This is a genomic window from Brevundimonas poindexterae, assembly GCF_020524625.1.
Classification (GTDB): domain Bacteria; phylum Pseudomonadota; class Alphaproteobacteria; order Caulobacterales; family Caulobacteraceae; genus Brevundimonas; species Brevundimonas poindexterae_A.
The window spans coordinates 244,745-264,044 of the sequence record NZ_JAIVLL010000002.1 but is presented as its reverse complement, the minus strand read 5'-3'; the positions used below and the strand labels follow the sequence as shown (position 1 = coordinate 264,044).

Sequence of the window (19,300 nt, the reverse complement as noted above, 5' to 3'; positions counted from 1 at the left end):
TCAGGGCTGGCGGATCGGTCCCAGTTCGGATGCGGAGCGGGCCAGATTGACGAATTCGGCGCGCTGACCCCAGGGATCGTCGCCGCGCGCGCCCTGGGCCAGGGCGATGACGTCATCCCAGCCGTATTCGTCGGCCAGCCACGGATCGCCGCGCAGCAACTGGGCGGCACCGGCGACGGCCACGGCCCAGCGCACCTCGGTGCCGGGACGGGCGTGCTGACCGGTGACGGGGTGCTGCATCAGTTGCGAGGTGTCGGCGCCCGGCGGCTTGAACCGGACCTGGACAAAGGCCCATTCGCCGGACGGGTCCCCGGTCGGGGCGGTTGTCTGCTCGTAGCGGCGATCCGGCAGCTGGCTGGGGCCGCCCACGGGGGTAATCTCATAGAGGGCGACGACCGTGGTCCCCGATCCCACCTCGCCTGCATCGATCCGGTCGTTGGAGAAATCCGCCTCGGACAGCAGGCGCGTCTCATAGCCGATCAGCCGGTATTCGCTGACCCGGGCCGGATTGAACTCGACCTGGATCTTGACGTCGTCGGCGATGGGGAAGGCGCCCCGGTCAAATGCCGGGCCGAACAGGCGGCGGGCCTCGTCCAGATCATCGACATAGGCGGCGGTACCATTGCCGGCCTGGGCGATGGCCTGCATGCGGGCGTCCTGATAGTTGCCGCGCCCGAAGCCGTAGACCGACAGATAGATGCCGGTTTCACGCTTCTCGGCGACATAGTCCTCAAGCCGCTTGTCCTCGGTCACGCCGACGTTGAAGTCGCCGTCCGTGAACATCAGGATGCGGTTGACCTTGCCCTCGCCAAAGGCGGCCTCGGCCTGCTCATAGGCATTGACCATGCCCGCGGCCCCGGCGGTCGATCCGCCTGCGGACAGCGAGGCGACCGCGCAGCGCAGCTTCAGTTTCTCGGTCCCGGGCGTCGGCCCGACCAGGATGCGCGCCCCCGAGGCATAGGTGGTGACGGCAAGGGAATCCTGCGGCCGCAACCGGTCGATGATCAGGTTCATGGAACGCTGGGCCAGTCCCAGCTTGTCGGGATTCTGCATCGAGCCCGACACATCGACCATGAAGGTCAGGTTGAGCGGCAGACGCTGGCCGGCGGGCAGCTCATAGCCCTTGAGCGCCACATGCATCAGCTTGCGCCCCGGGCTCCAGGGCGAGTCGATCACGGCGGTGGTGACGGCAAAGGGCTCTTCCGGCGAGGTCGGACCGGTGAGGTCATAGTCGAAATAGTTGACCATCTCCTCGACCCGGACGGCGTCGCGCGGTGGCCGCTGACCGTCGCGGAGAAAGCGTCGGACATTGGAATAGGAGGCCGTGTCCACGTCAATCGAGAAGGTCGAAACGGGTTCATCCGCAACGCGCTTGACCGGATTGGGCGTGGCGTCGGGGTAGCGCTCGGTGGACGGCGGGGTGACCGCCGGGCCCGGGGTCACCATGGAGGAGCCGGAGTAGTTCTGACGCTCGACCTGGACCAAGGGCGTCGGGGCGTTGGCCGTGTTGCCCCGTATACGCGACCCGCTGACGACGATCTCGTCGGCAGCAGCCGCTTCACCGACGACAGGTGGTCGAGGCACCGGAGGCGGCGGGGGAGGGGGCGGCGCCGAGGTGACATAGCCCCGGTCCGGCCTTGACGGCGGGCCGAAACCGAACGGCGCACAAGCTGCGGCAGTCGGCTCGCCATCCACCACGCGATCCTGTGCGGGGACGGCCACGGCGGGCGGCCCCGACAGCGACAGGATCAGCGATCCGCTGACGACCACGGCGGCGATACGGTTCGGCTTCATGACGACTCCCTCCCGGATTGTGGGGGCCATTCAGCCGTGGGTTATGGGGCCAGATTGTGACGACGCCGCTCGCTCTGCTAGGGAGTTAGGATCAGTCAGGGGGCGGGCATGGCAGACGCAGCGAGTGGATTGGATCTGGGCCACGCGGCGGCCCTGCTGGCGGCGGGCGTCATCGCCGTGCCGGTGTTTCGCAAGCTGGGGCTGGGCTCGGTGCTGGGCTATCTGGCCGCCGGTCTGGCGATCGGCCCTTTTGGCCTCGGCCTGTTTTCAGAGCCCGAAACCATCCTGCACGTCGCCGAATTCGGGGTGGTGATCTTCCTGTTCATCATCGGCCTCGAGATGCGACCTTCACGATTGTGGTCGCTGCGGAAGGAGATCTTCGGACTGGGCGCGGCCCAGGTCGCGGCCTGCGGCCTGTTGCTGACCCTGACCGGTCTGGCGCTGGGATTGGCCCCCGCGGTCGCCTTCGTCGGCGCCATGGGCTTTGTGCTGAGCTCGACCGCCGTGATCATGCAGATGCTGGAAGAGCGGGGTGAGCTGGCCGCGCCGTCCGGCCAAAGGGCGGTGTCGATCCTGCTGCTGGAAGATCTGGCCATTGTGCCGCTGCTGGCGGTGGTTGCGGTGCTGGCCTCGGTGACCGGTACCTCGACGGTCGAGGGGCCGCCCCTGTGGCAGACCATCGGACTGGCGGTCGGGGCGATCACGGCGGTGCTGGTGGCCGGGCGGTTCGTCATGAACCCGGTGTTCCGCCTGCTGGCGCGGTGGGGCGGGCGCGAGGTGATGACGGCAGCTGCCCTGCTGGTCGTGGTCGGCGCGGCCTGGGTGATGAATCTGGGCGGGCTGTCGATGGCCATGGGCGCGTTCCTCGCGGGCGTGCTGCTGTCCGAGTCCACCTTCCGCCACCAGCTGGAGGCCGACGTCGAACCGTTCCGCGCCATCCTGCTGGGCCTGTTCTTCCTGAGCGTCGGCATGGCGCTGGATATCGGGGTGGTGATCGCCGACTGGCAGCTGGTGGTCGGCGGGGTGATCGCCTTCATGGCGGTCAAGGCGGTGGCCATCTATGGCGTGGCGCGGCTGTTCCGGGCGCGTGAGCGCGAGTCGGTCGAGCGGGCGGTGCTGTTCGCGCAAGGGGGCGAGTTCGCCTTCGTCCTCTATGCCGCCGCAGGATCGGTCGGACTGTTCGATGTGCGGATCGGCGCGGCGCTGACGGCGATCGTCATCCTGTCGATGGTGCTGACGCCGGTGACAACCATGCTGCTGGGCCGGTTCATGCCCGCCGAGACACTGGACCCGGATGCGGCCGACGGAGTGGAGCGCGCCGAGAACCTGCGCGAGCGGGTGCTGATCATTGGCTTTGGCCGCTTTGCCCAGGTGGTGTCGCAGCCGCTGCTGGCGCGCGACGTCGATGTGTCGATCATCGAGAACGACGTCGAGATGATCCAGGCGGCGGGCCAGTTCGGCTTCAAGGTCTATTACGGCGACGGCACCCGGCTGGACGTGCTGCGGGCCTCGGGCGTCGACAAGGCCGAGGCGGTGCTGGTCTGTATCGACAAGCCGGAACAGGCCGACCGGATCGTCGAGCTGATCCGGTCCGAATTCCCGCTGACGAAGCTGTTTGTGCGGGCCTATGACCGGGGCCATTCGATGCGCCTGATCCAGGCGGGGGTCGACTATCAGATCCGCGAGACCTTCGAATCCGCCCTGGCGTTCGGTGAGCAGGTGCTGAAGGACCTCGGCGTATCGGACGCGGAGGCTCGCGAGACCATTCTGGACGTGCGACGGCGGGATGATGCGCGCCTGACCCTGCAGCTGGCGGACGGCCTGCAGGCCGGGCGGTCCCTGATGCGGGGCAATATGCCGACGCCCCAGCCCGCGCCCTATGTCACTCCTCGGCGCGAGGGACGGTTGCTCAACGAGGAAGAGCTGGCCGCGGATGAAAAAACGGCGGCCCCGTAAGGGACCGCCGCTTTCAATCCGTCAGGATCGTCGGGCTTATTGGGCGCCCGAGGTTTCCGCCTCGCGGCGAGCGTCTGCCAGACGGACGCGGGCGCGAAGCGCGTCGTCCGAGGGCACGGCGTTCGAGATGGCGTTGAAGCGCTCGATGGTCAGGCCCGAGTTGGCGACAGCCTCGGCCATGGCCGTTTGCTGCTCGGGGGTCGGCGTACCGCCCTCGATGCCCGCGCTGATCTCGCGCAGCTCAACCATGGCCGCGGAGAATCCGGCCAGTTCTTCATCGGACACCTCTGCACCGATCGACCCGGCCGGCGAGGCCGGTGCCATGGCGACCGCGACGCGGGCCTGAAGCACGGGATCCGCGCTCACGGCATTGGAAATCTCGTTAAAGCGTTCGATGGTCAGGCCGGAGTTCTGAACGGCGGCGGCCATCTGGGCCTGTTGCTCGTCTGTGGGCGTACCCTGCACCTGCTGGGTGATGGCGGTCAGCTGATCCATCGCCATGCCGAACTGCTTCAGTTCCGCGTCCGTGAAGGCGGGGTCCTGGGCGACGATGGCAGGGGTGTCGACGACAGGGGCGGCGTGGGCCGCGCCAGCCATGAGGGCGACGGCGGATACGGCTGCAAAAATGGACATACGCATAAAAAGGCTCCTTCCGGGGAGGTTGGACATACTGTCTTAACGAGCGAAACCCGGATCCGGTTTCGAAAACCGGTTCACCAAAGCCCTTGAAAAACAAAGGCTAGTGGTCTCACAGGACAAGGTAGCGGCATCGGGCGGGCGATGCAACTAAGGCGGGGAGGGGACCAAAACCGCGCGCGGCTCCCGTGTTGCGGGGCCCAGCGCCCCGGCGTCTTGCCGAACAGGAGGCGAGCCGGCGGCGGTGACAGGGCGACAACAAGGCAGGCCCCTGCGATTCCGCAGGCCGCGCTTTTCGTGTATTCGCCCCCGCCATGACCTACCCCGCCCACAGGCTGAGCGTGGCCCCGATGATGGACTGGACGGACCGGCACTGCCGGGCGTTTCACCGGTCCCTGACCCGCCGGGCCATGCTCTATACCGAGATGGTGACCGCCGATGCGGTGATCCACGGCGACCGGTCGCGCCTGCTGGCCCACGATCCGGAGGTCGGGCCGGTGGCCCTGCAACTGGGCGGATCCGACCCGTCGGCCCTGGCTGCGGCGGCACAGGCCGCGCTGCCGTTCGGCTATGACGAGATCAACCTCAATGTCGGTTGTCCGTCCGACCGGGTTCAGTCGGGACGCTTTGGCGCCTGCCTGATGCGCGAACCGCAACTGGTGGCCGACTGTATGGCGGCCATGGCCGAAGCCGTGCCGCTTCCCGTTACGGTCAAATGCCGGATCGGCGTGGACGACCAGGTTCCGGAACAGGCGCTGTTCGCCCTTGTCGACGCCTGCGTGGCCGCCGGGGTCAGCCATTTCGTGGTGCATGCGCGCATGGCGTGGCTGAAGGGACTGTCGCCCAAGGAGAACCGGGACATCCCGCCGCTGGACTATGCGCTGGTGCGGCGGCTGAAGCGCGAGCGGCCCGAGTTGACCGTCGTTCTGAACGGCGGCGTCCCCTCGGTCGAGGCGGCCAGGGACCTGCTGGTGCCTGAGGACGGCGTGGCGCTGGACGGGGTCATGCTGGGCCGGACGGCCTATCACGAGCCGGCCGGGCTGGGCCGCGTCGACCCGCTGATCTTTGGCGCGGACGGCGACACCTCGGCCGAGGCGGCCCTTGAAGCCTATCGCCCCTATATGGCCGCGCGTCTGGAAGAGGGCGTGCATCTGCCGGCCATGGCGCGACACATGCTGGGCCTGATGCACGGGCGGCCGGGCGCGCGCACCTGGCGTCGCATCCTGACCGTTGACAGCCTTGCGCCGGGCGCCGGGCTTGAAGTTCTGGACCGGGCGCTGGAAGCGGTTCATGAGGCCGAGGCCCGTGCGGCCGCCCGGCTGGAGTCCGCCGCCTAGTGGACCTGACCCCCCTCGAGATTGTCAGCCTGATCGCCGGGCTGGCCGCAGCGGGGGTGTTCGCCGGCCTGATCGCAGGCCTGTTCGGGGTCGGTGGCGGCACGGTCATCGTGCCGGTGCTGTTCTGGGCCTTCGCCCTGCTGGGTCTGGGCGGCGAGGCCAACCTGCATGTGGCCATCGGCAGTTCCCTTCTCAGCATCGTGCTGACCTCATGGCGGTCGCTGACCGCGCACCGGAGCCATGGAGCCGTCGATGAGGAGGTGCTGAAGACCTGGACGCCCTGGGTCGGAGGGGGCGCGCTGGTCGGCGCCTTTCTGGCCGGTCTGGTGTCCATGCAGGGGCTGGCGTGGATCTATGCCGTCTTCCTCGCCCTGATCGCGGCCCAGCTGGGCCTGCTGCCAGAGCGCTTCCGGCTGGCGGCCGAGGTGCCGACGGGCTGGCCGCGGCGCATCTGGGGCAGCGCCATCGGCGGACTGTCGGCCCTGATGGGGATTGGCGGGGGCAGTTTCGGGGGCCTGATGCTGACCCTGTGCGGTCGGCCCATCCATCAGGCGGTGGCGACCGCCTCGGGCTTCGGCATGGCGATCGGAGCGGCGGCGACCGTCGGCTTCGTCGTGTTCGGCTGGTCGGCGGAGGGGCGGCCGCCCCTGTCGCTCGGCTATGTGAATGTGCCCGCAGCCCTGCTGATCGGCGGACTGACGGCGTTGGTCGCGCCGTATGGGGCGCGGCTGGCGCACCGGCTGGACCGGCGACTGCTGCGGCGGCTGTTCGCCCTCTATCTGATGGCGACGGCCCTGTCGGTGCTCATCAAGGCCCTTTAGGGCTTGAGGACCAGACCCTCGGGCGTGGCCTCAAACCCGGACAGGCGACCGAGGAAGCTCATGCCCAGCAGGGAGTGGGGCAGGTCCCCCTGAACGACCAGGGCGGCGACATCGCGCATCTCCACACCCGCCACCGTCACGCTGGACAGGGTGATCTCGGCCGCCTGGGCCATGCCCGAGGCGGTGCGGATCGCCATACTGTAGTCGAGGCTCTCGGGGTTCAGGCCCAGCACCCGTGCATCGGCCGAGCGCAGGACGATGGCGGCCGCGCCGGTATCGACCAGCAGGGCGACCGGCTGGCCACCGACCTGGGCGCGCGCCCAGTAGTGGCCGTCGGATCCTCGGGGAATGGGGGTTGCAGCTTCGGTGGAGCGGACCACCGGCACCGGCTGGGCCGCCTGGGCCGAACGGTCGCTGAAGGCCCCGAAGCCCCAGGCCGCCAGAAGGGAGGTTCCCACCGCTGCTGCCAGAACGGCGCTTCCGGACACGCTGCCGGACATGTCGATACTCACTCGGACACCCGTCGTTACTCGCCGCTTCTGCGGCTGTCAGGAGACCGGTCTAGGGCATGGAACTTGGGATGCGGTGAATCGTCATGGCTGACGAAAGGTTAGCGCGGGACGATGTCGCGAAAGGCGGGGTCCAGCTGCGACACGCGACCGGGCAGGTCCTTCAGGATCGCCTCGCGCGCAGCCTCGTCCATCCGGCTCCATGTGGCGATCTCCTGCAAGGTCCGCAGGCAGCCGAGGCACAGGCCCGAGGCGCCATCGACCGTACAGACCTGGATGCAGGGCGTGCGGATCGGCCGGGGCGGGCCATCAGGCGGCGGAGCTGAATGTGACATATGCCGAAAATATACTCCGCTAGCAGACGAAAAAACTTGCGTTCGTCATAAAACTGTCGTTTCATGTTTACGACGCGAAACGACTGAGAGGGTGAAAACCCCTGCGAGCACGACGTGTCTCTTTTCATCGTTCAGCGAAAGGAGACGCCACCATGAACAGGAAAGAGAAAAACCTCCAGCACGCCATGATGTCCTTTGCCCTGTGGGGCGGGCTTCTGGTGAACACGCGCAACACGAACGGCGCGGGCGACCGTGTGGTCAGCCACCCGTCGAACTTCGTGCCCTATCCGATCAAGAAGCGCGCCTGATCCATCAGGCCCGCGCCCGGCGGCCTCCGCCGGCTTGCATCTGAAGACCCCGGACCCGAAAAGGGCCGGGGTTTTTCAATTCCGGCGCAGGGAACGGATCATGACGGGACTGATCGAGCGGCGACGCGAGGGCGCGATCGAGGTCTGGACGCTGAACCGGCCCGAGCGGCTGAACGCCCTGCCGGATCTGGGCGACGGCGAGGCCTTTGCCGAGGCGTGCGAGGCGGTCAATGCCGACCCGGCCGTGCGGGTCGTGGTGCTGACGGGGGCCGGACGCGCCTTTTCGGCCGGCGGGGACCTCAAGGCCATGCGCGACCGGCGCGACCTGTTCGAGGGGCCGGGCACCGCTATCCGCGAACGCTATCGCCGGGTGGTCCACCGCATCGTGCGCAGCCTCTACAATCTGGAGGTCCCGCTGGTGACCGCCGTCAACGGCCCCGCCATGGGGCTGGGCGGCGACATCGCCGGTCTGGGCGACATCCGCATCGCGTCCGAGGCGGCCAGCTTTGGCGCGCCCTTCCTGAAGCTGGGGATCCTGCCGGGCGACGGCGGGGCCTGGCTGCTGCCGCGCAACGTCGGCTATGCGCGGGCCGCCGAGTTGCTGTTCACGGCGCGCTCGATCGATGCGGCGACGGCGCTGGAATGGGGGCTGGTGAACCGCGTGGTGCCCGCCGACACCCTGATGGAGGCGGCGATGGCGCTGGCTGGAGAGATCGCCGCCCAACCGCCGCAGGCCCTGCGCATGACCAAGAGCCTGCTCCGTCAGGGACGGGACCTGACCTTCGACCAGATCCTCGAGATGACGGCCGCCATGCAGGCCCTGGCCCATATGACGGACGACCACGCCGAGGGCGTGGCCGCCGCACTGGAAAAGCGCCCCGGCACCTTCACCGGGGCATAGGGGATCAGCCCGCCTTGGTCGGCTGCTGCATGGCGCGGTTGGGGCCGACGCCGACCTGGGTGTCACGCGGGGCGCCGGCGGTCTCACCCGGCTTCATGAATTTGACCAGCACGCGCTGACCGATCAGCAGCGGGGCCTCGTCATAGGCGACGACCACCTCGACCACCCGCTCGTCCGACCGCTGCGAGGGGTCGTCCGAGGCCAGCTTGCGGGCACCGAAGACGGCGGCGCGCCGCAGCACCCGACCGACATAGACCTTGGACGGGTCGCCCTCGGGGCTGATCTCGACGGCCTGACCGATCGAGATATTGGGGATGTCGGCCTCGACGATCTCGGCGCGGATGATGCGCGGGGCGTCGGGCTCGAGGTCGAACATGGTCGAGACGTTCAGGGTCGAGGCACCGGCGCCCGGGTTGGCATAGCGACGCACGATCCGGCCGCTCATCGGGGCGCGGATGACGGTCAGTTCGAGATTGTACTCGGCCTCGGCCAGACGGGCCTGCACGGTGCGCACCGTGGCCTGCTGGCTGGCCAGTCGGGCCTCGGCGGCGGCGACCTCATCGCGCGCCTGATCCAGACGCTGCGCGGCGATATAGTTGCTGTCGGCCAGCTGCTGCATGCGCGCATATTCGCGGCGGGCGGCATTCACATCGACCTGGAGGGTCGCCAGCTGGCTGCGGGCCTGGGCGACCTCGGCCTGGGCGCGTTGAACGGCCAAGCGCGGTTCGTCGTCTTCCTGACGGGCCAGGATCTGGCCGGCGGTGACGCGATCGCCCTCCTCGACATAGACGGCCTTGACCACGCCGCCGCGACGGGCCGCGACCTGGATGATGCCGCCCTCGACGTCGGCCTTGCCGTTGGCGACGGCGGCATAGGGGCTTTCAGGCGCACTGGCGGCGGCCTGTTCGAGCTCGGCCTTTTTGGCCTTGTTGGCGCCCTGCATCATCATGAAGCCGACGATGACCACGACGATGACGACAAGGCCGATCCAGAGCCATTTATTCTTGAGGAAGGCGGGCATGACGGTCTTTCGGTCTCTGAGAGAAGGTTAGTGGTGGGCCAGGGCGGCGTTGGGGTCCGGAATCCGGCGCTCATCGGAGATGATGATGCCGTCCTCGATCTTGATGACCCGGTCGGCCCAGGCCTCGAGGCGCGGGTCGTGGGTCACGCAGATCACGGCGGCCCCGTGCTGGGTGGCGGCGCGACGCAGCAGCTGGATGACCAGCTGTCCGTTCTCGCCGTCGAGGGCCGAGGTCGGTTCGTCGGCGAACAGGATCTTGGGATTCTTGGCGAGAGCGCGGGCGATGGCGACGCGCTGCTTCTCACCGCCCGACAGGATGGCGGGACGCTGGTTCAGACGGTGACCCAGGCCCACTTCCTCCAGGCTGATCCGCGCCTGTTTCCGCGCCTGCGACTTGGACAGGCCCTGGAACTTCAGCACGATCTCGACCTGCTGCAGGGCCGACAGGGCCGGGAACAGGTTGAAGCCCTGGAAGATGAAGCCGCAGTGATCCAGCCGGAACTTGTCGATCTTGCCCGAGGACATTTTCCACAGATTGTCGACGTCCAGCGCGTCCACCCGGCCCTCTTCGGGGCGCAGCAGGCCCGACAGGGCGGCGATCAGGGTCGACTTGCCCGAACCCGACGGCCCCATGACCATGGTCAGGTCGCCGTGGCGGGCGTCGAAATCGACGTTCTTGAGCACTTCGATGAAGGACTTGCCGGACTTGAACCGCTTGACCAGGCCCTTGGCCTCGATCGCGAAGTCGCCGTGCTTGCCGTGTGTCTTGGTGGCGTTCATCGCAGCAGGTCCGCGGGTTGGCTGTTCTTGAGGACGCCCATCGAGAGCAGGCCCGACAGCATGGCGATGACGACCAGTCCGCCACCCACCACGATCAGCAGGCTGGGGGGCAGGGCGATGATGACGGCATTGGCCATGGCCAGCATCTGGACCAGCCAGGTGAGGAAGATGGCCGCCCCCACACCGACCAGGCCGACCCAGAAGCTCAACTCCATGACGATACGGCGCAGCGATCCCATGCCGACGCCGAGGGCGCGCAGCGAGGCGAACTCCTTGATGTTGGCCATGATGGCGCCGCGCAGGGTCTGCCAGGTGATGGCCACGCCGATGATGGTGCCCAGCACCACACAGCCGCCGATGATGATGACCAGAATACCTTCCTCGAACATGGCGCCGGCATTGGCATCGGCCAGTTCCTGACGCGTCCAGGCCTGCCACTGGCCGTTGCCGGCGGCGTTCAACTGGGCGGCGACGATGGCGGCGCGCGAGGGGTCCTTGATCTTGACCATCAGCGGGCCGACGCGCGGGCCGGTGTCGGCCTGACCCAGCATGCGCAGGGTGTCGCGGCTCATGATGATGGTCGGCTGCATCATATTGGGGTAGCCGCGCGTCACGGCGATCACGGTCACGGTCTGGCCGTTATAGAGGGCCTTGTCGCCCAGCTTGACCCCGAGAGTCTTGAGCGCCGTCTCGTCGACCGCGACGGTATAGGGCTGGCGCAGGGCATCCACGAGCGCCTGCGAATAGTCGGTCGGAATGGTCACCGAGCCGGGTGCGGTATCGATGATGCGGGCCGAGACGAACTGCTGGCGCGGCGCGCCCTGACGGGCCCGGTCGGCCTGGCTGGCCGTGGGGTCCACGTCCTTGACCGACTGGAAGCTGCCGCCGGCGCCGTCCAGCGGCTGAACCTCGACCACTTCGGCGTGGTTGTAGACCAGCGGGATGAAGCGGCGCGGCACGCCCGACGGTCCGCTGATCAGGCTGGTGGCGCCCGGGCGCAGGACCATGATGTCAGCGTTCGAGCGCTCGATCTGGGCCGTGAAGCCCTTGCCGATACCGATGAACACCCCGGTCATGGCCAGCACCAGCAGGCCCGACAGCGCGAGCGCCATCACGGCGGCCATATAGCGGCGCCATTCAAAAAGCAGTGTGGAAAGTGCAAGCGACATATGTGGTGCCAAACCCCTGACGTTGAGCCGGTTCTGAAGGCCATCCGTCGCGGGGCCAAGTTAAATCGGGGTAAGGGTCGATAACGCGGTGCGGCGATCACGGACCTGCGAATGGCATGGACGACAGGCCCTCCGGGGGTTTAACTCTGCCGCCAGAACGGCCTGCCGGGCCGCACTCGATCCAGGAAGATATCCCATGAAACTCCGTTCGCTTCGCCTCGCCGCCACGGTGACCGCCTCGCTTGCCGCCCTTGGACTGGGCGCCGCCCTGACGTTTGCGCCCGGTACGCCCGTGCAGGCCGAAGAGGGGATGTGGACGTTCGACAACTTCCCGATCGACAAGGTCAACGCCCAATACGGCACCAATATCGACCAGGCTTGGCTGGACCGGGTGCGTCTGGCGTCTGTGCGCCTGCAGGGCTGCTCGGCCTCGTTCGTGTCGGACGAGGGGCTGATCCTGACCAACCACCACTGCGTGGTCTCGTGCGTGCAGGAGCTGTCGACCGCCGAGAACGACTATGTCCAGAAGGGCTGGACCACGGCCAACCGCGAGGAAGAAAAGACCTGCCCCGGCCAGACCGCCGATGTGCTGATCGAGATCATCGATGTGACCGACCGCGTGCTGGGCGCGGGTGTCGGCCTGACCGGTCAGGCCTTCAGCCAGGCGCGCACCGCCGAGATCCAGGCCATCCAGCGCGAGGCCTGCGCCGGGGACGAGAAGCTGAACTGCCAGGTCATCAGCTTCTATCGCGGGGGCCAGTACGCCCTCTACAAATTCCGCCGCTATGACGATGTGCGTCTGGTATTCGCGCCCGAGTTCCAGGCGGCCTTCTTCGGCGGCGACCCGGACAACTTCAACTTCCCCCGCTATGCGCTGGATGCCGGATTCCTGCGCGCCTACGAGGACGGCAAGCCGGCCGTCACGCCCAACCACCTGACCTGGAATCCGAACGCGCCCAAGGAAGGCGAGGTGACCTTCGTCTCGGGCAACCCCGGCTCGACCCAGCGCCTGCTCACCGTCGCCCAGCTGGAGCGCCTGCGCGATCAGCAGCTGCCGCTGCAACTGATCCAGGGGTCGGAACTGCGCGGCCGTCTGCTGAACTATTCGATGACCGACGAGGAGGCCAAGCGCGTCTCGGTCGACACCATCTTCGGCCTGGAAAACAGCTTCAAGGTCTGGTTCGGCCAGCAGCAGGCCCTGCTGGACCCGGCCTTCATGGCCACCAAGCGCGAGGAAGAAGCCGAGCTGCGCGCCGCCGTGGCCGCCGACCCGGCGCTGGCCCAGCGCATCGGTGACCCCTGGGCCGAGCTGGAGGCCGTGAATGTCGCGGCCCGCGACCTGTTCCTGCCCTACTATCAGCTGGAAGCCCGCGCCGGCGGGGGCTCGACCCTTTATGCGATCGGTCGCGCCATCGCCCGGGCCGGTATCTCACGCACCGCCCCCGGCAGCACCATCACCGAGGCCCAGCTGGCCGGCTTTGCCGACCGGGTCGGGGCCGAAATGCCGATCTATGAAGGCATCGAGCAGATCCAGCTGACCTTCTGGCTGTCCAAGACGCGCGAGTATCTGACGGTCGACAGCCCGGCCGTGAAGGCGCTGCTGGGCAAGGAAAGCCCCGAGGCGCTGGCCGAGCGGCTGATTGCCAACACCCGCCTGACCGATCCGGAGTTCCGTCGTCAGGCCGTGATGATGACGCCCGAGGAAATGGCCGCTGCCGATCCGCTGCTGGCCCTGATCATCGCCAACAACGACATGGCCCAGGCAGCGGCCGCGGCCTGGGAGGAGCAGGTGACCGTGCCGACCGCCCAGGCGGCCGAGCGCATCGCCCAGGCCCGCTTCGCCGTCTATGGCACAAACCAGTATCCCGACGCGACCTTCTCGCTCCGCCTCAGCTACGGCCAGGTGAAGGGCTGGAGCTATCGCGGCGTGGACATCCCGCCGTTCACCTATATGGGCGGACTGTTCGACCGGGCGACCGGCTCCGAGCCGTTCAATGCGGCCCCGCGCTTCCTCGCGGCCCGCGACCGGATCGACCCGAACACCGTCTATGACTTCGTCTCGACCAACGACATCATCGGCGGCAACTCGGGCTCGCCCGTGATCAACGCCCGGGGCGAGGTGATCGGCGCCGCCTTCGACGGCAACATCCACTCGCTGGGCGGGTCGTTCGGCTATGACGGAAACCTGAACCGGACGGTGACGGTCTCGACCGCCGCCATCACCGAGGCCCTGCGGGTCGTCTACAACCAGCCTGCGCTGCTGCGCGAGCTGGGCGTCAGCTGATCCGGACCGGAGGACCTCTCATGCGTCACCTTGCGCTCGCCGCGTCCGCGGCTGTCCTGGCTCTCGCCGCCCTTCCCTCGTCCGCCCAGGCGGGCGAGGGGATGTGGACCTTCGACAACTTCCCCATCGCCCGGGTGAATGCCGCCCTCGGCACGGCCATCGACCAGGCCTGGCTGGACCGCGTGCAGCGCAGTTCGGTCAAGTTCGGCGGATGCTCGGCCGGCGTGGTGTCGGGCGAGGGGCTGGTCCTGACCAATAACCACTGCGTGGCCAGCTGCGTCGCCCAGCTGTCGACGCCGGCCATCAACTATGCCGAGACCGGCTTCACCCCCGCCACGCGCGAGGACGAGCTGCGCTGCCCTGGCGCCTCGGCCGAAATCCTGATGGACATCACGGATGTCACCGAGCGCATGCATGCGGCCGGGCGCGGCCTGACCGGTCAGGCCTTCAACCGGGCCCGCGACGCCGAGGCCGCTGCCATCGAGGCCGAATATTGCGCCGACCAGCCCGAGCGCCGCTGCCAGGTGGTGTCGCTGTACCGGGGCGGCCAGTTCAAGCTGTACAGCTATCGCCGCTACACCGATGTGCGGCTGGCCTTCGCGCCCGAGGATCGCGCCGCGACCTTCGGCGGCGACCTCGACAACTTCAACTTCCCGCGTTTTGCCATCGATGCGGCCTTCATCCGCCTGTACGAGGACGGCAAGCCGGTTGAGACGCCCACCCACTTCACCTGGAACCCGAACCGCCCGACGGCCGGCGAGCCGGTGTTCGTCTCGGGCAGCCCGGGCTCGACCCAGCGCCTGCTGACCATGGACCAACTGCTGACCGTGCGCGACGTCATGCTGCCTCTGGACCAGCTGATCATGTCCGAGCTGCGCGGGCGGATGATCCGCTTCGGGGCCGAGAGCGACGAGAACGCCTTCATCGTCATGGACCCGCTGGTGGGCCTCGAGAACAGCTACAAGCGCGGCATCGGCCGGATGAAGGCGCTGATCGACGCCGACTTCATGGCCTCCAAGGCCGAGCAGGAAGCCGACTTCCGCGCACGCTCGACCGACTGGCTGGCGGCCCATACGGCGGCCGGGGGTGCAGACCCCTGGGCGACCCTGTCGGCGGTACAGGAGGACGTGCGGCGCCTCTATCCGGCCTACACCCTCGTGGTCGCCCGCTCGGGCGGTGGTTCGACCCTCTATGCCTGGGCCGAGGCGCTGGTGCGCGCGGCGCAGGAACGCGAGAAACCGTCGGCCGAACGCCTGCCCGAATATGGCGACGGGCGTCTGGCCGGTCTGGAATCCCGCCTGCTGGCCGACCGGCCTGTCTATGCCGACCTTGAACAGGTGCGGATGGAATGGTGGCTGTCCAAGACGCGCGAGTGGCTGACGGTCGATGATCCGCGCGTGCGCGAGCTGCTGGGCCGCGAGTCGCCCGAGGGGCTCTCCGAGCGTCTGATCTCTGGCACCACCCTGGCTGATCCGGCGGTGCGCAAGGCCCTGTGGGAGGGCGGTCTGCCGGCCATCATGGCCTCGGACGATCCGCTGATCCGCTATGTGCTGTCGATCCAGGGCGTCACCCGCGCCGTCCGCGCCGAATGGGAGGACACCGTCGAGGCCCCGACCGCCCAGGCGTCCGAGGATCTGGCCGCCGCCCGCTTTGCTGCCTATGGCGACAGCGTCTATCCGGACGCGACCGGCACCCTGCGCCTGACCTGGGGCCGGATCGAGGGCTGGACGTATCAGGGTACGACGGTCGAGCCCTTCACCACCTTCGGCGGACTGTGGGACCGGGCGACCGGCGCCCCGCCGTTCGATGTGGCGCCCAAGCTGCTGGCCGCGCGCGAGCGGATCGACCCGAATGCTGTGCTGAACATGTCGGTCTCGACCGACACCATCGGCGGCTCGTCGGGGTCGCCCGCCATCAATGCGCGGGGTGAGATCATCGGGGCGAATTTTGACTCGACCGTCCTGACCCAGCGCAACGCCTATGGCTATGACCCCAAGGTCAACCGCAGCGTGATCGTCACCACCGGTGCCATCACCGTGGCACTGCGGGACGTCTATGGCATGGACGGCCTGCTGGCAGAGCTGGGCGTCGAATAAGGCGGTAGGGAATAGGCAGTAGGCAGTAGGCAGTAGGCAGTAGGCAGTAGGGGTGTCCTACTGCCTGAACTTCACAGGTGCGCCATCTTCTGCCGGGCCTTGGAGAAATACTGCCAGCCGGTCCACAGGGTGATCACGGCGGCGGCCCAGATCAGGATGTCGGCGAACATCTGGAAGTACGGATAATATTCGAACTCCAGGCCGAAGCCGTCCCAGTTGCGCGCGAACAGCTGGGCGCCCAGCGCCACCAGTTGCAGGGTGGTCTTCCACTTGGCCAGCAGGGTAACCGGCAGCTTGACCTTGCCGGCCACGGTCTCGCGCAGGGCCGACACGGCGAACTCGCGGAACAGGATCAGGCCGCAGGGAATGGCGATCTGCGGCACCGAGCCCGAGGTGAGCACACCGAGAATGGCGCCGGTCACCAGCACCTTGTCCGCGATCGGATCGAGAATGGCGCCCCAGCGGGTGGTCGCGTGCCAGCGCCGCGCCAGATAGCCGTCGACCCAGTCGGTCGAGGCCGCCACCACGAAGATGAAGAAGGCCGCGCGATACAGGCCGAACTGGTCCTCGGGGCTGAGGTAGGACGACAGCACCGGGATGCCGCCGGTCGCCCCGGCCAGGATCAGGAACATCACCACCCCGGCCGCCAGGCGGATGCCCGTCAGGATGTTGGGGATGGGATTGGCGTGATGAGGGGCGGTCTCAGGCATGGTCGTCTCCGGTCCTTGACCGGGTGTGCCATGCTTCGCGGGCGCTGGCGAGCGGTCTAGACGGGGTGGAATTCCCCGTCCGGACCCAGAACGCGCAGGGCGCCGTCGGCGATCCCGAAGTGCAGCCCCGTCAGCGTCAGCTCACCCGCCGCCTCGCGCTCGGCGATCCACGGGAAGGTGCGCAGATTGTCCAGCGACAGCTTGACGATCGCCTCCTCGCTGACCTGCACCTCATTGTGGTCATGGCCACAGCCCTCAAGGGCGCGCTTCACGGTGGGCCGGCCCTGGTCGACCCAGGCCTCGACGAAGTCCAGACCGGCGGCGCCGCTTTCCGAGCGCATGGCCTGGACCCCGCCGCACAGGGCGTGACCCATGACCACGATGCGCGACACATTGAGCGCCTTGACCCCGAACTCCAGCGCCGAGGACACGCCGTGCAGGCCGCCGTCGGGCTGGTAGGGCGGCACCAGATTGGCGACGTTGCGGACTACGAACAGATCGCCCGGGGCCGCGTCGAAGATCAGGGCCGGGTCGGCCCGGCTGTCCGAACAGGCCAGGAACAGGGTGTGCGGGGTCTGGCCCACGGAGGCCAGCCGTTCATAGGCCTGCCGGGCCTCGGGCCACTGGTGGGCGCGAAAGCGGCGATAGCCCTGGATCAGCGGATCGGTCGAAAGATCGGTCATGGGACGCTTCTAGCGTCAGCCGCTGGAGCCGCCAACAGAAAGCCGCAGCTCAGCTTTTCTGGAAGAAGGCGTGGATGCGTTCGGCGGTGGCCTGGCTGATGCCGTCGACCTTGACCAGATCGACCACGGCGGCGCGCGAGACGCCCTTGGCCGAGCCGAAGGCGTGCAGCAGGGCCTTTTTCCGACCCGGCCCGATGCCCTCGATCTGGTCCAGCGGGTTCTTCTTGATGTCCATCGAGCGTCGCGTCGCATGGGCCCCGTTGGCAAAGCGGTGGGCCTCGTCGCGCAGCCTTTGCAGATAGTAGAGGGCGGGTGACTTCTGCGGCAGCATGAAGGGCGGCTTGCCGGGCATGAAGAAGCGCTCGCGCCCGGCATCGCGGTCGGGACCCTTGGCCACGCCGACGACGGCCACATCGTCGATTTCCAGTTCTTCCATCACGCGCACGGCCTCGGCCAGCTGGCCCGCCCCGCCGTCGATCAGGATCAGGTCGGGCCGCTCGGGCGCCTGACCGGCCTCCTCGTCCTTGACCAGACGGGCAAAGCGCCGGCCCAGCACCTCGCGCATCATGCCGTAGTCATCGCCCGGACTGAGCTCCTCGCTGCGGATGTTGAACTTGCGGTACTGGTTCTTCCGGTAGCCCTCGGGGCCGGCGACGATCATGCCGCCGACCGCGTTCGAGCCCGAGATGTGGGCATTGTCATAGACCTCGATGCGCTCGGGCCGAGCCTCCAGGCCAAAGGCCTCGGTGACCTCGTCCAGAATCTTGCCCTGGGCCGAGGTCTCGGCCAGCCGCCGACCCAGCGCCTCGCGCGCATTGGTGGTCGCGTGCTCGACCAGGGTCAGCTTGTCGCCGCGCTTCGGGATGGCGATCTCGACCTTGTGCCCGACCTTGAGGCTGAAGGCCTCCTGCAGCAGCTCCAGCTCCAGCGGGCGCTGATTGGTCAGGATCAGGCGCGGGACCGGCTTGTCCTCATAGAATTGGGCAAGGAAGGCCGACAGGATCTCGGTATCGCTGTCGCTGGCGTCGATGCGCGGGAAATAGGCCCGCCCGCCCCAGTTCTGGCCCGCGCGATAGAAGAACACCTGCACACAGGCCTGGCCGGCATCGGTGTGCAGGGCAAACACATCGGCCTCGGACACGCCGCCGGCCAGCCGCGAATATTCCATCGAGATGGCCGAGAGCGCCCGTATGCGGTCGCGCAGCCGCGCCGCGCGCTCATAGTCCATGGCCTCGGACGCCGCCTGCATGTCGCGCGACAGCCGCCCGACCACAGCGTCCGACTTGCCGTTCAGAAAGGCCGCCGCCTCGCCCACCAGCCGGTTGTAGTCCTCCAGCGAGATCAGGCCGGTGCACGGCGCCGAGCAGCGCTTGATCTGGTGCAGCATGCAGGGCCGGGTGCGCCCCTCATAGACGCTGTCCGAACACGACCGCAGCAGGAAAGCCTTCTGCAGGGTCGTCAGGGTCCGGTTGACCGCCCAGGTCGAGGCGAAGGGGCCGTAATAGTCGCCCTTGATGGTGCGCCCGCCCCGGTGCTTGCGGATCTGGGGCGCCGGGTGATCCCGCCGGATCATCAGCTGGGAGAAGCTCTTGTCGTCGCGCAGCAGCACATTGTAGCGCGGCTTCAGCGACTTGATGTAGGTCGCCTCCAGCAGCAGGGCCTCGGTCTCCGACGCCGTCAGTACCAGCTCCATCGACCGGGTCTGGTTGACCATCAGGGCCGTGCGCTGGCTGTGCACCCGCCCTTGCGCATATTGCAGGACCCGCTTCTTCAGCGACTTGGCCTTGCCGACGTACAGGCACGATCCGTCCTCGCCATACATGCGATAGACGCCCGGCTTGTCGGGCGCGCGCCGGGCCTCGTCGCGGATCAGGTCCGCGCCGATCAGTGGCGGCTTTTCCGTCGAGGAATCAGGGGGCAGGGCGGTCATCCGCCCCAATATAGGGCTAGCCCCCGTTCT

17 protein-coding genes are annotated in these 19,300 nt (G+C 68.0%); 7 read left to right on the top strand and 10 right to left on the bottom strand.

What is annotated here, in order from left to right; genetic code table 11:
- On the bottom strand, positions 1 to 1,794 hold the full coding sequence (locus LC068_RS07525) for a vWA domain-containing protein (RefSeq protein ID WP_226635964.1): 1,794 nt from the start codon (positions 1,792 to 1,794) through the stop codon (positions 1 to 3).
- Between the two features lie 108 nt (positions 1,795 to 1,902).
- Between LC068_RS07525 and LC068_RS07520 the strand changes: the two genes are divergently transcribed.
- The gene (locus LC068_RS07520; protein ID WP_226635962.1) at positions 1,903 to 3,750 is read left to right on the top strand and encodes a monovalent cation:proton antiporter-2 (CPA2) family protein; all 1,848 of its coding nucleotides are present in this window, start codon (positions 1,903 to 1,905) and stop codon (positions 3,748 to 3,750) included.
- Between the two features lie 36 nt (positions 3,751 to 3,786).
- Here the strand turns inward: LC068_RS07520 and LC068_RS07515 are convergent, their stop codons facing one another.
- Positions 3,787 to 4,389 (bottom strand): DUF4168 domain-containing protein, encoded by a 603-nt coding sequence (locus tag LC068_RS07515; protein ID WP_226635959.1) that lies wholly within the window; start codon positions 4,387 to 4,389, stop codon positions 3,787 to 3,789.
- A gap of 311 nt (positions 4,390 to 4,700) precedes the next feature.
- Here LC068_RS07515 and dusA point away from each other — a divergent pair, with 311 nt between their 5' ends.
- Together dusA and LC068_RS07505 are read left to right on the top strand one after the other, a co-directional pair.
- Positions 4,701 to 5,723 (top strand): tRNA dihydrouridine(20/20a) synthase DusA, encoded by a 1,023-nt coding sequence (gene dusA, locus LC068_RS07510; protein WP_226635957.1) that lies wholly within the window; start codon positions 4,701 to 4,703, stop codon positions 5,721 to 5,723.
- The gene (locus LC068_RS07505) at positions 5,723 to 6,544 is read left to right on the top strand and encodes a sulfite exporter TauE/SafE family protein (protein WP_226635955.1); all 822 of its coding nucleotides are present in this window, start codon (positions 5,723 to 5,725) and stop codon (positions 6,542 to 6,544) included. Before dusA ends, LC068_RS07505 begins: the two co-directional genes overlap by 1 nt.
- Here the strand turns inward: LC068_RS07505 and LC068_RS07500 are convergent.
- Entirely contained in the window at positions 6,541 to 7,056 is a 516-nt protein-coding gene (locus tag LC068_RS07500) for a retropepsin-like aspartic protease family protein (RefSeq protein WP_226635952.1), read from the bottom strand. The two genes, LC068_RS07505 and LC068_RS07500, sit on opposite strands and share 4 nt — an antisense overlap.
- A gap of 98 nt (positions 7,057 to 7,154) precedes the next feature.
- Positions 7,155 to 7,388, bottom strand: a complete 234-nt coding sequence (locus LC068_RS07495) for a DUF1289 domain-containing protein (protein ID WP_226635949.1) — start codon at positions 7,386 to 7,388, stop codon at positions 7,155 to 7,157.
- Positions 7,389 to 7,540: 152 nt separating this feature from the next.
- Here LC068_RS07495 and LC068_RS07490 point away from each other — a divergent pair, with 152 nt between their 5' ends.
- Positions 7,541 to 7,696 carry a hypothetical protein gene (locus LC068_RS07490; RefSeq protein WP_209118094.1) on the top strand — a complete coding sequence of 52 codons (156 nt, stop codon included), beginning with the start codon at positions 7,541 to 7,543 and terminating at the stop codon, positions 7,694 to 7,696.
- Between the two features lie 100 nt (positions 7,697 to 7,796).
- Positions 7,797 to 8,597, top strand: a complete 801-nt coding sequence (locus LC068_RS07485) for a crotonase/enoyl-CoA hydratase family protein (protein WP_226635947.1) — start codon at positions 7,797 to 7,799, stop codon at positions 8,595 to 8,597.
- 4 nt (positions 8,598 to 8,601) lie between these two features.
- Here LC068_RS07485 and LC068_RS07480 read toward each other — a convergent pair whose 3' ends face one another.
- The 3 genes from LC068_RS07480 to LC068_RS07470 are packed head-to-tail and all read right to left on the bottom strand — an operon-like array spanning position 8,602 to position 11,567.
- On the bottom strand, positions 8,602 to 9,618 hold the full coding sequence (locus LC068_RS07480; RefSeq protein ID WP_226635944.1) for an HlyD family secretion protein: 1,017 nt from the start codon (positions 9,616 to 9,618) through the stop codon (positions 8,602 to 8,604).
- A gap of 27 nt (positions 9,619 to 9,645) precedes the next feature.
- On the bottom strand, positions 9,646 to 10,398 hold the full coding sequence (locus LC068_RS07475) for an ABC transporter ATP-binding protein (protein ID WP_226635942.1): 753 nt from the start codon (positions 10,396 to 10,398) through the stop codon (positions 9,646 to 9,648).
- Positions 10,395 to 11,567, bottom strand: a complete 1,173-nt coding sequence (locus tag LC068_RS07470; RefSeq protein ID WP_209118102.1) for an ABC transporter permease — start codon at positions 11,565 to 11,567, stop codon at positions 10,395 to 10,397. Before LC068_RS07470 ends, LC068_RS07475 begins: the two co-directional genes overlap by 4 nt.
- A gap of 196 nt (positions 11,568 to 11,763) precedes the next feature.
- On the opposite strand from LC068_RS07470, the gene LC068_RS07465 reads away from it, so the two are divergent.
- Together LC068_RS07465 and LC068_RS07460 are read left to right on the top strand one after the other, a co-directional pair.
- Positions 11,764 to 13,851 (top strand): S46 family peptidase, encoded by a 2,088-nt coding sequence (locus tag LC068_RS07465; protein WP_226635939.1) that lies wholly within the window; start codon positions 11,764 to 11,766, stop codon positions 13,849 to 13,851.
- 20 nt (positions 13,852 to 13,871) lie between these two features.
- Positions 13,872 to 15,947, top strand: a complete 2,076-nt coding sequence (locus LC068_RS07460) for a S46 family peptidase (protein WP_226635937.1) — start codon at positions 13,872 to 13,874, stop codon at positions 15,945 to 15,947.
- A 71-nt stretch (positions 15,948 to 16,018) separates the two neighbouring features.
- Here the strand turns inward: LC068_RS07460 and pgsA are convergent, their stop codons facing one another.
- From pgsA to uvrC, 3 genes are read right to left on the bottom strand one after another with little or no spacing between them, the layout of a single operon-like run.
- Entirely contained in the window at positions 16,019 to 16,657 is a 639-nt protein-coding gene (pgsA, locus tag LC068_RS07455; RefSeq protein ID WP_226635934.1) for a CDP-diacylglycerol--glycerol-3-phosphate 3-phosphatidyltransferase, read from the bottom strand.
- Between the two features lie 56 nt (positions 16,658 to 16,713).
- Positions 16,714 to 17,340, bottom strand: a complete 627-nt coding sequence (locus LC068_RS07450; protein WP_226635932.1) for a carbonic anhydrase — start codon at positions 17,338 to 17,340, stop codon at positions 16,714 to 16,716.
- A gap of 49 nt (positions 17,341 to 17,389) precedes the next feature.
- A complete protein-coding gene (uvrC, locus tag LC068_RS07445; protein ID WP_226635929.1) occupies positions 17,390 to 19,270 on the bottom strand; it encodes an excinuclease ABC subunit UvrC in 1,881 nt (626 codons plus the stop codon).
- Positions 19,271 to 19,300 lie beyond the last annotated feature (30 nt).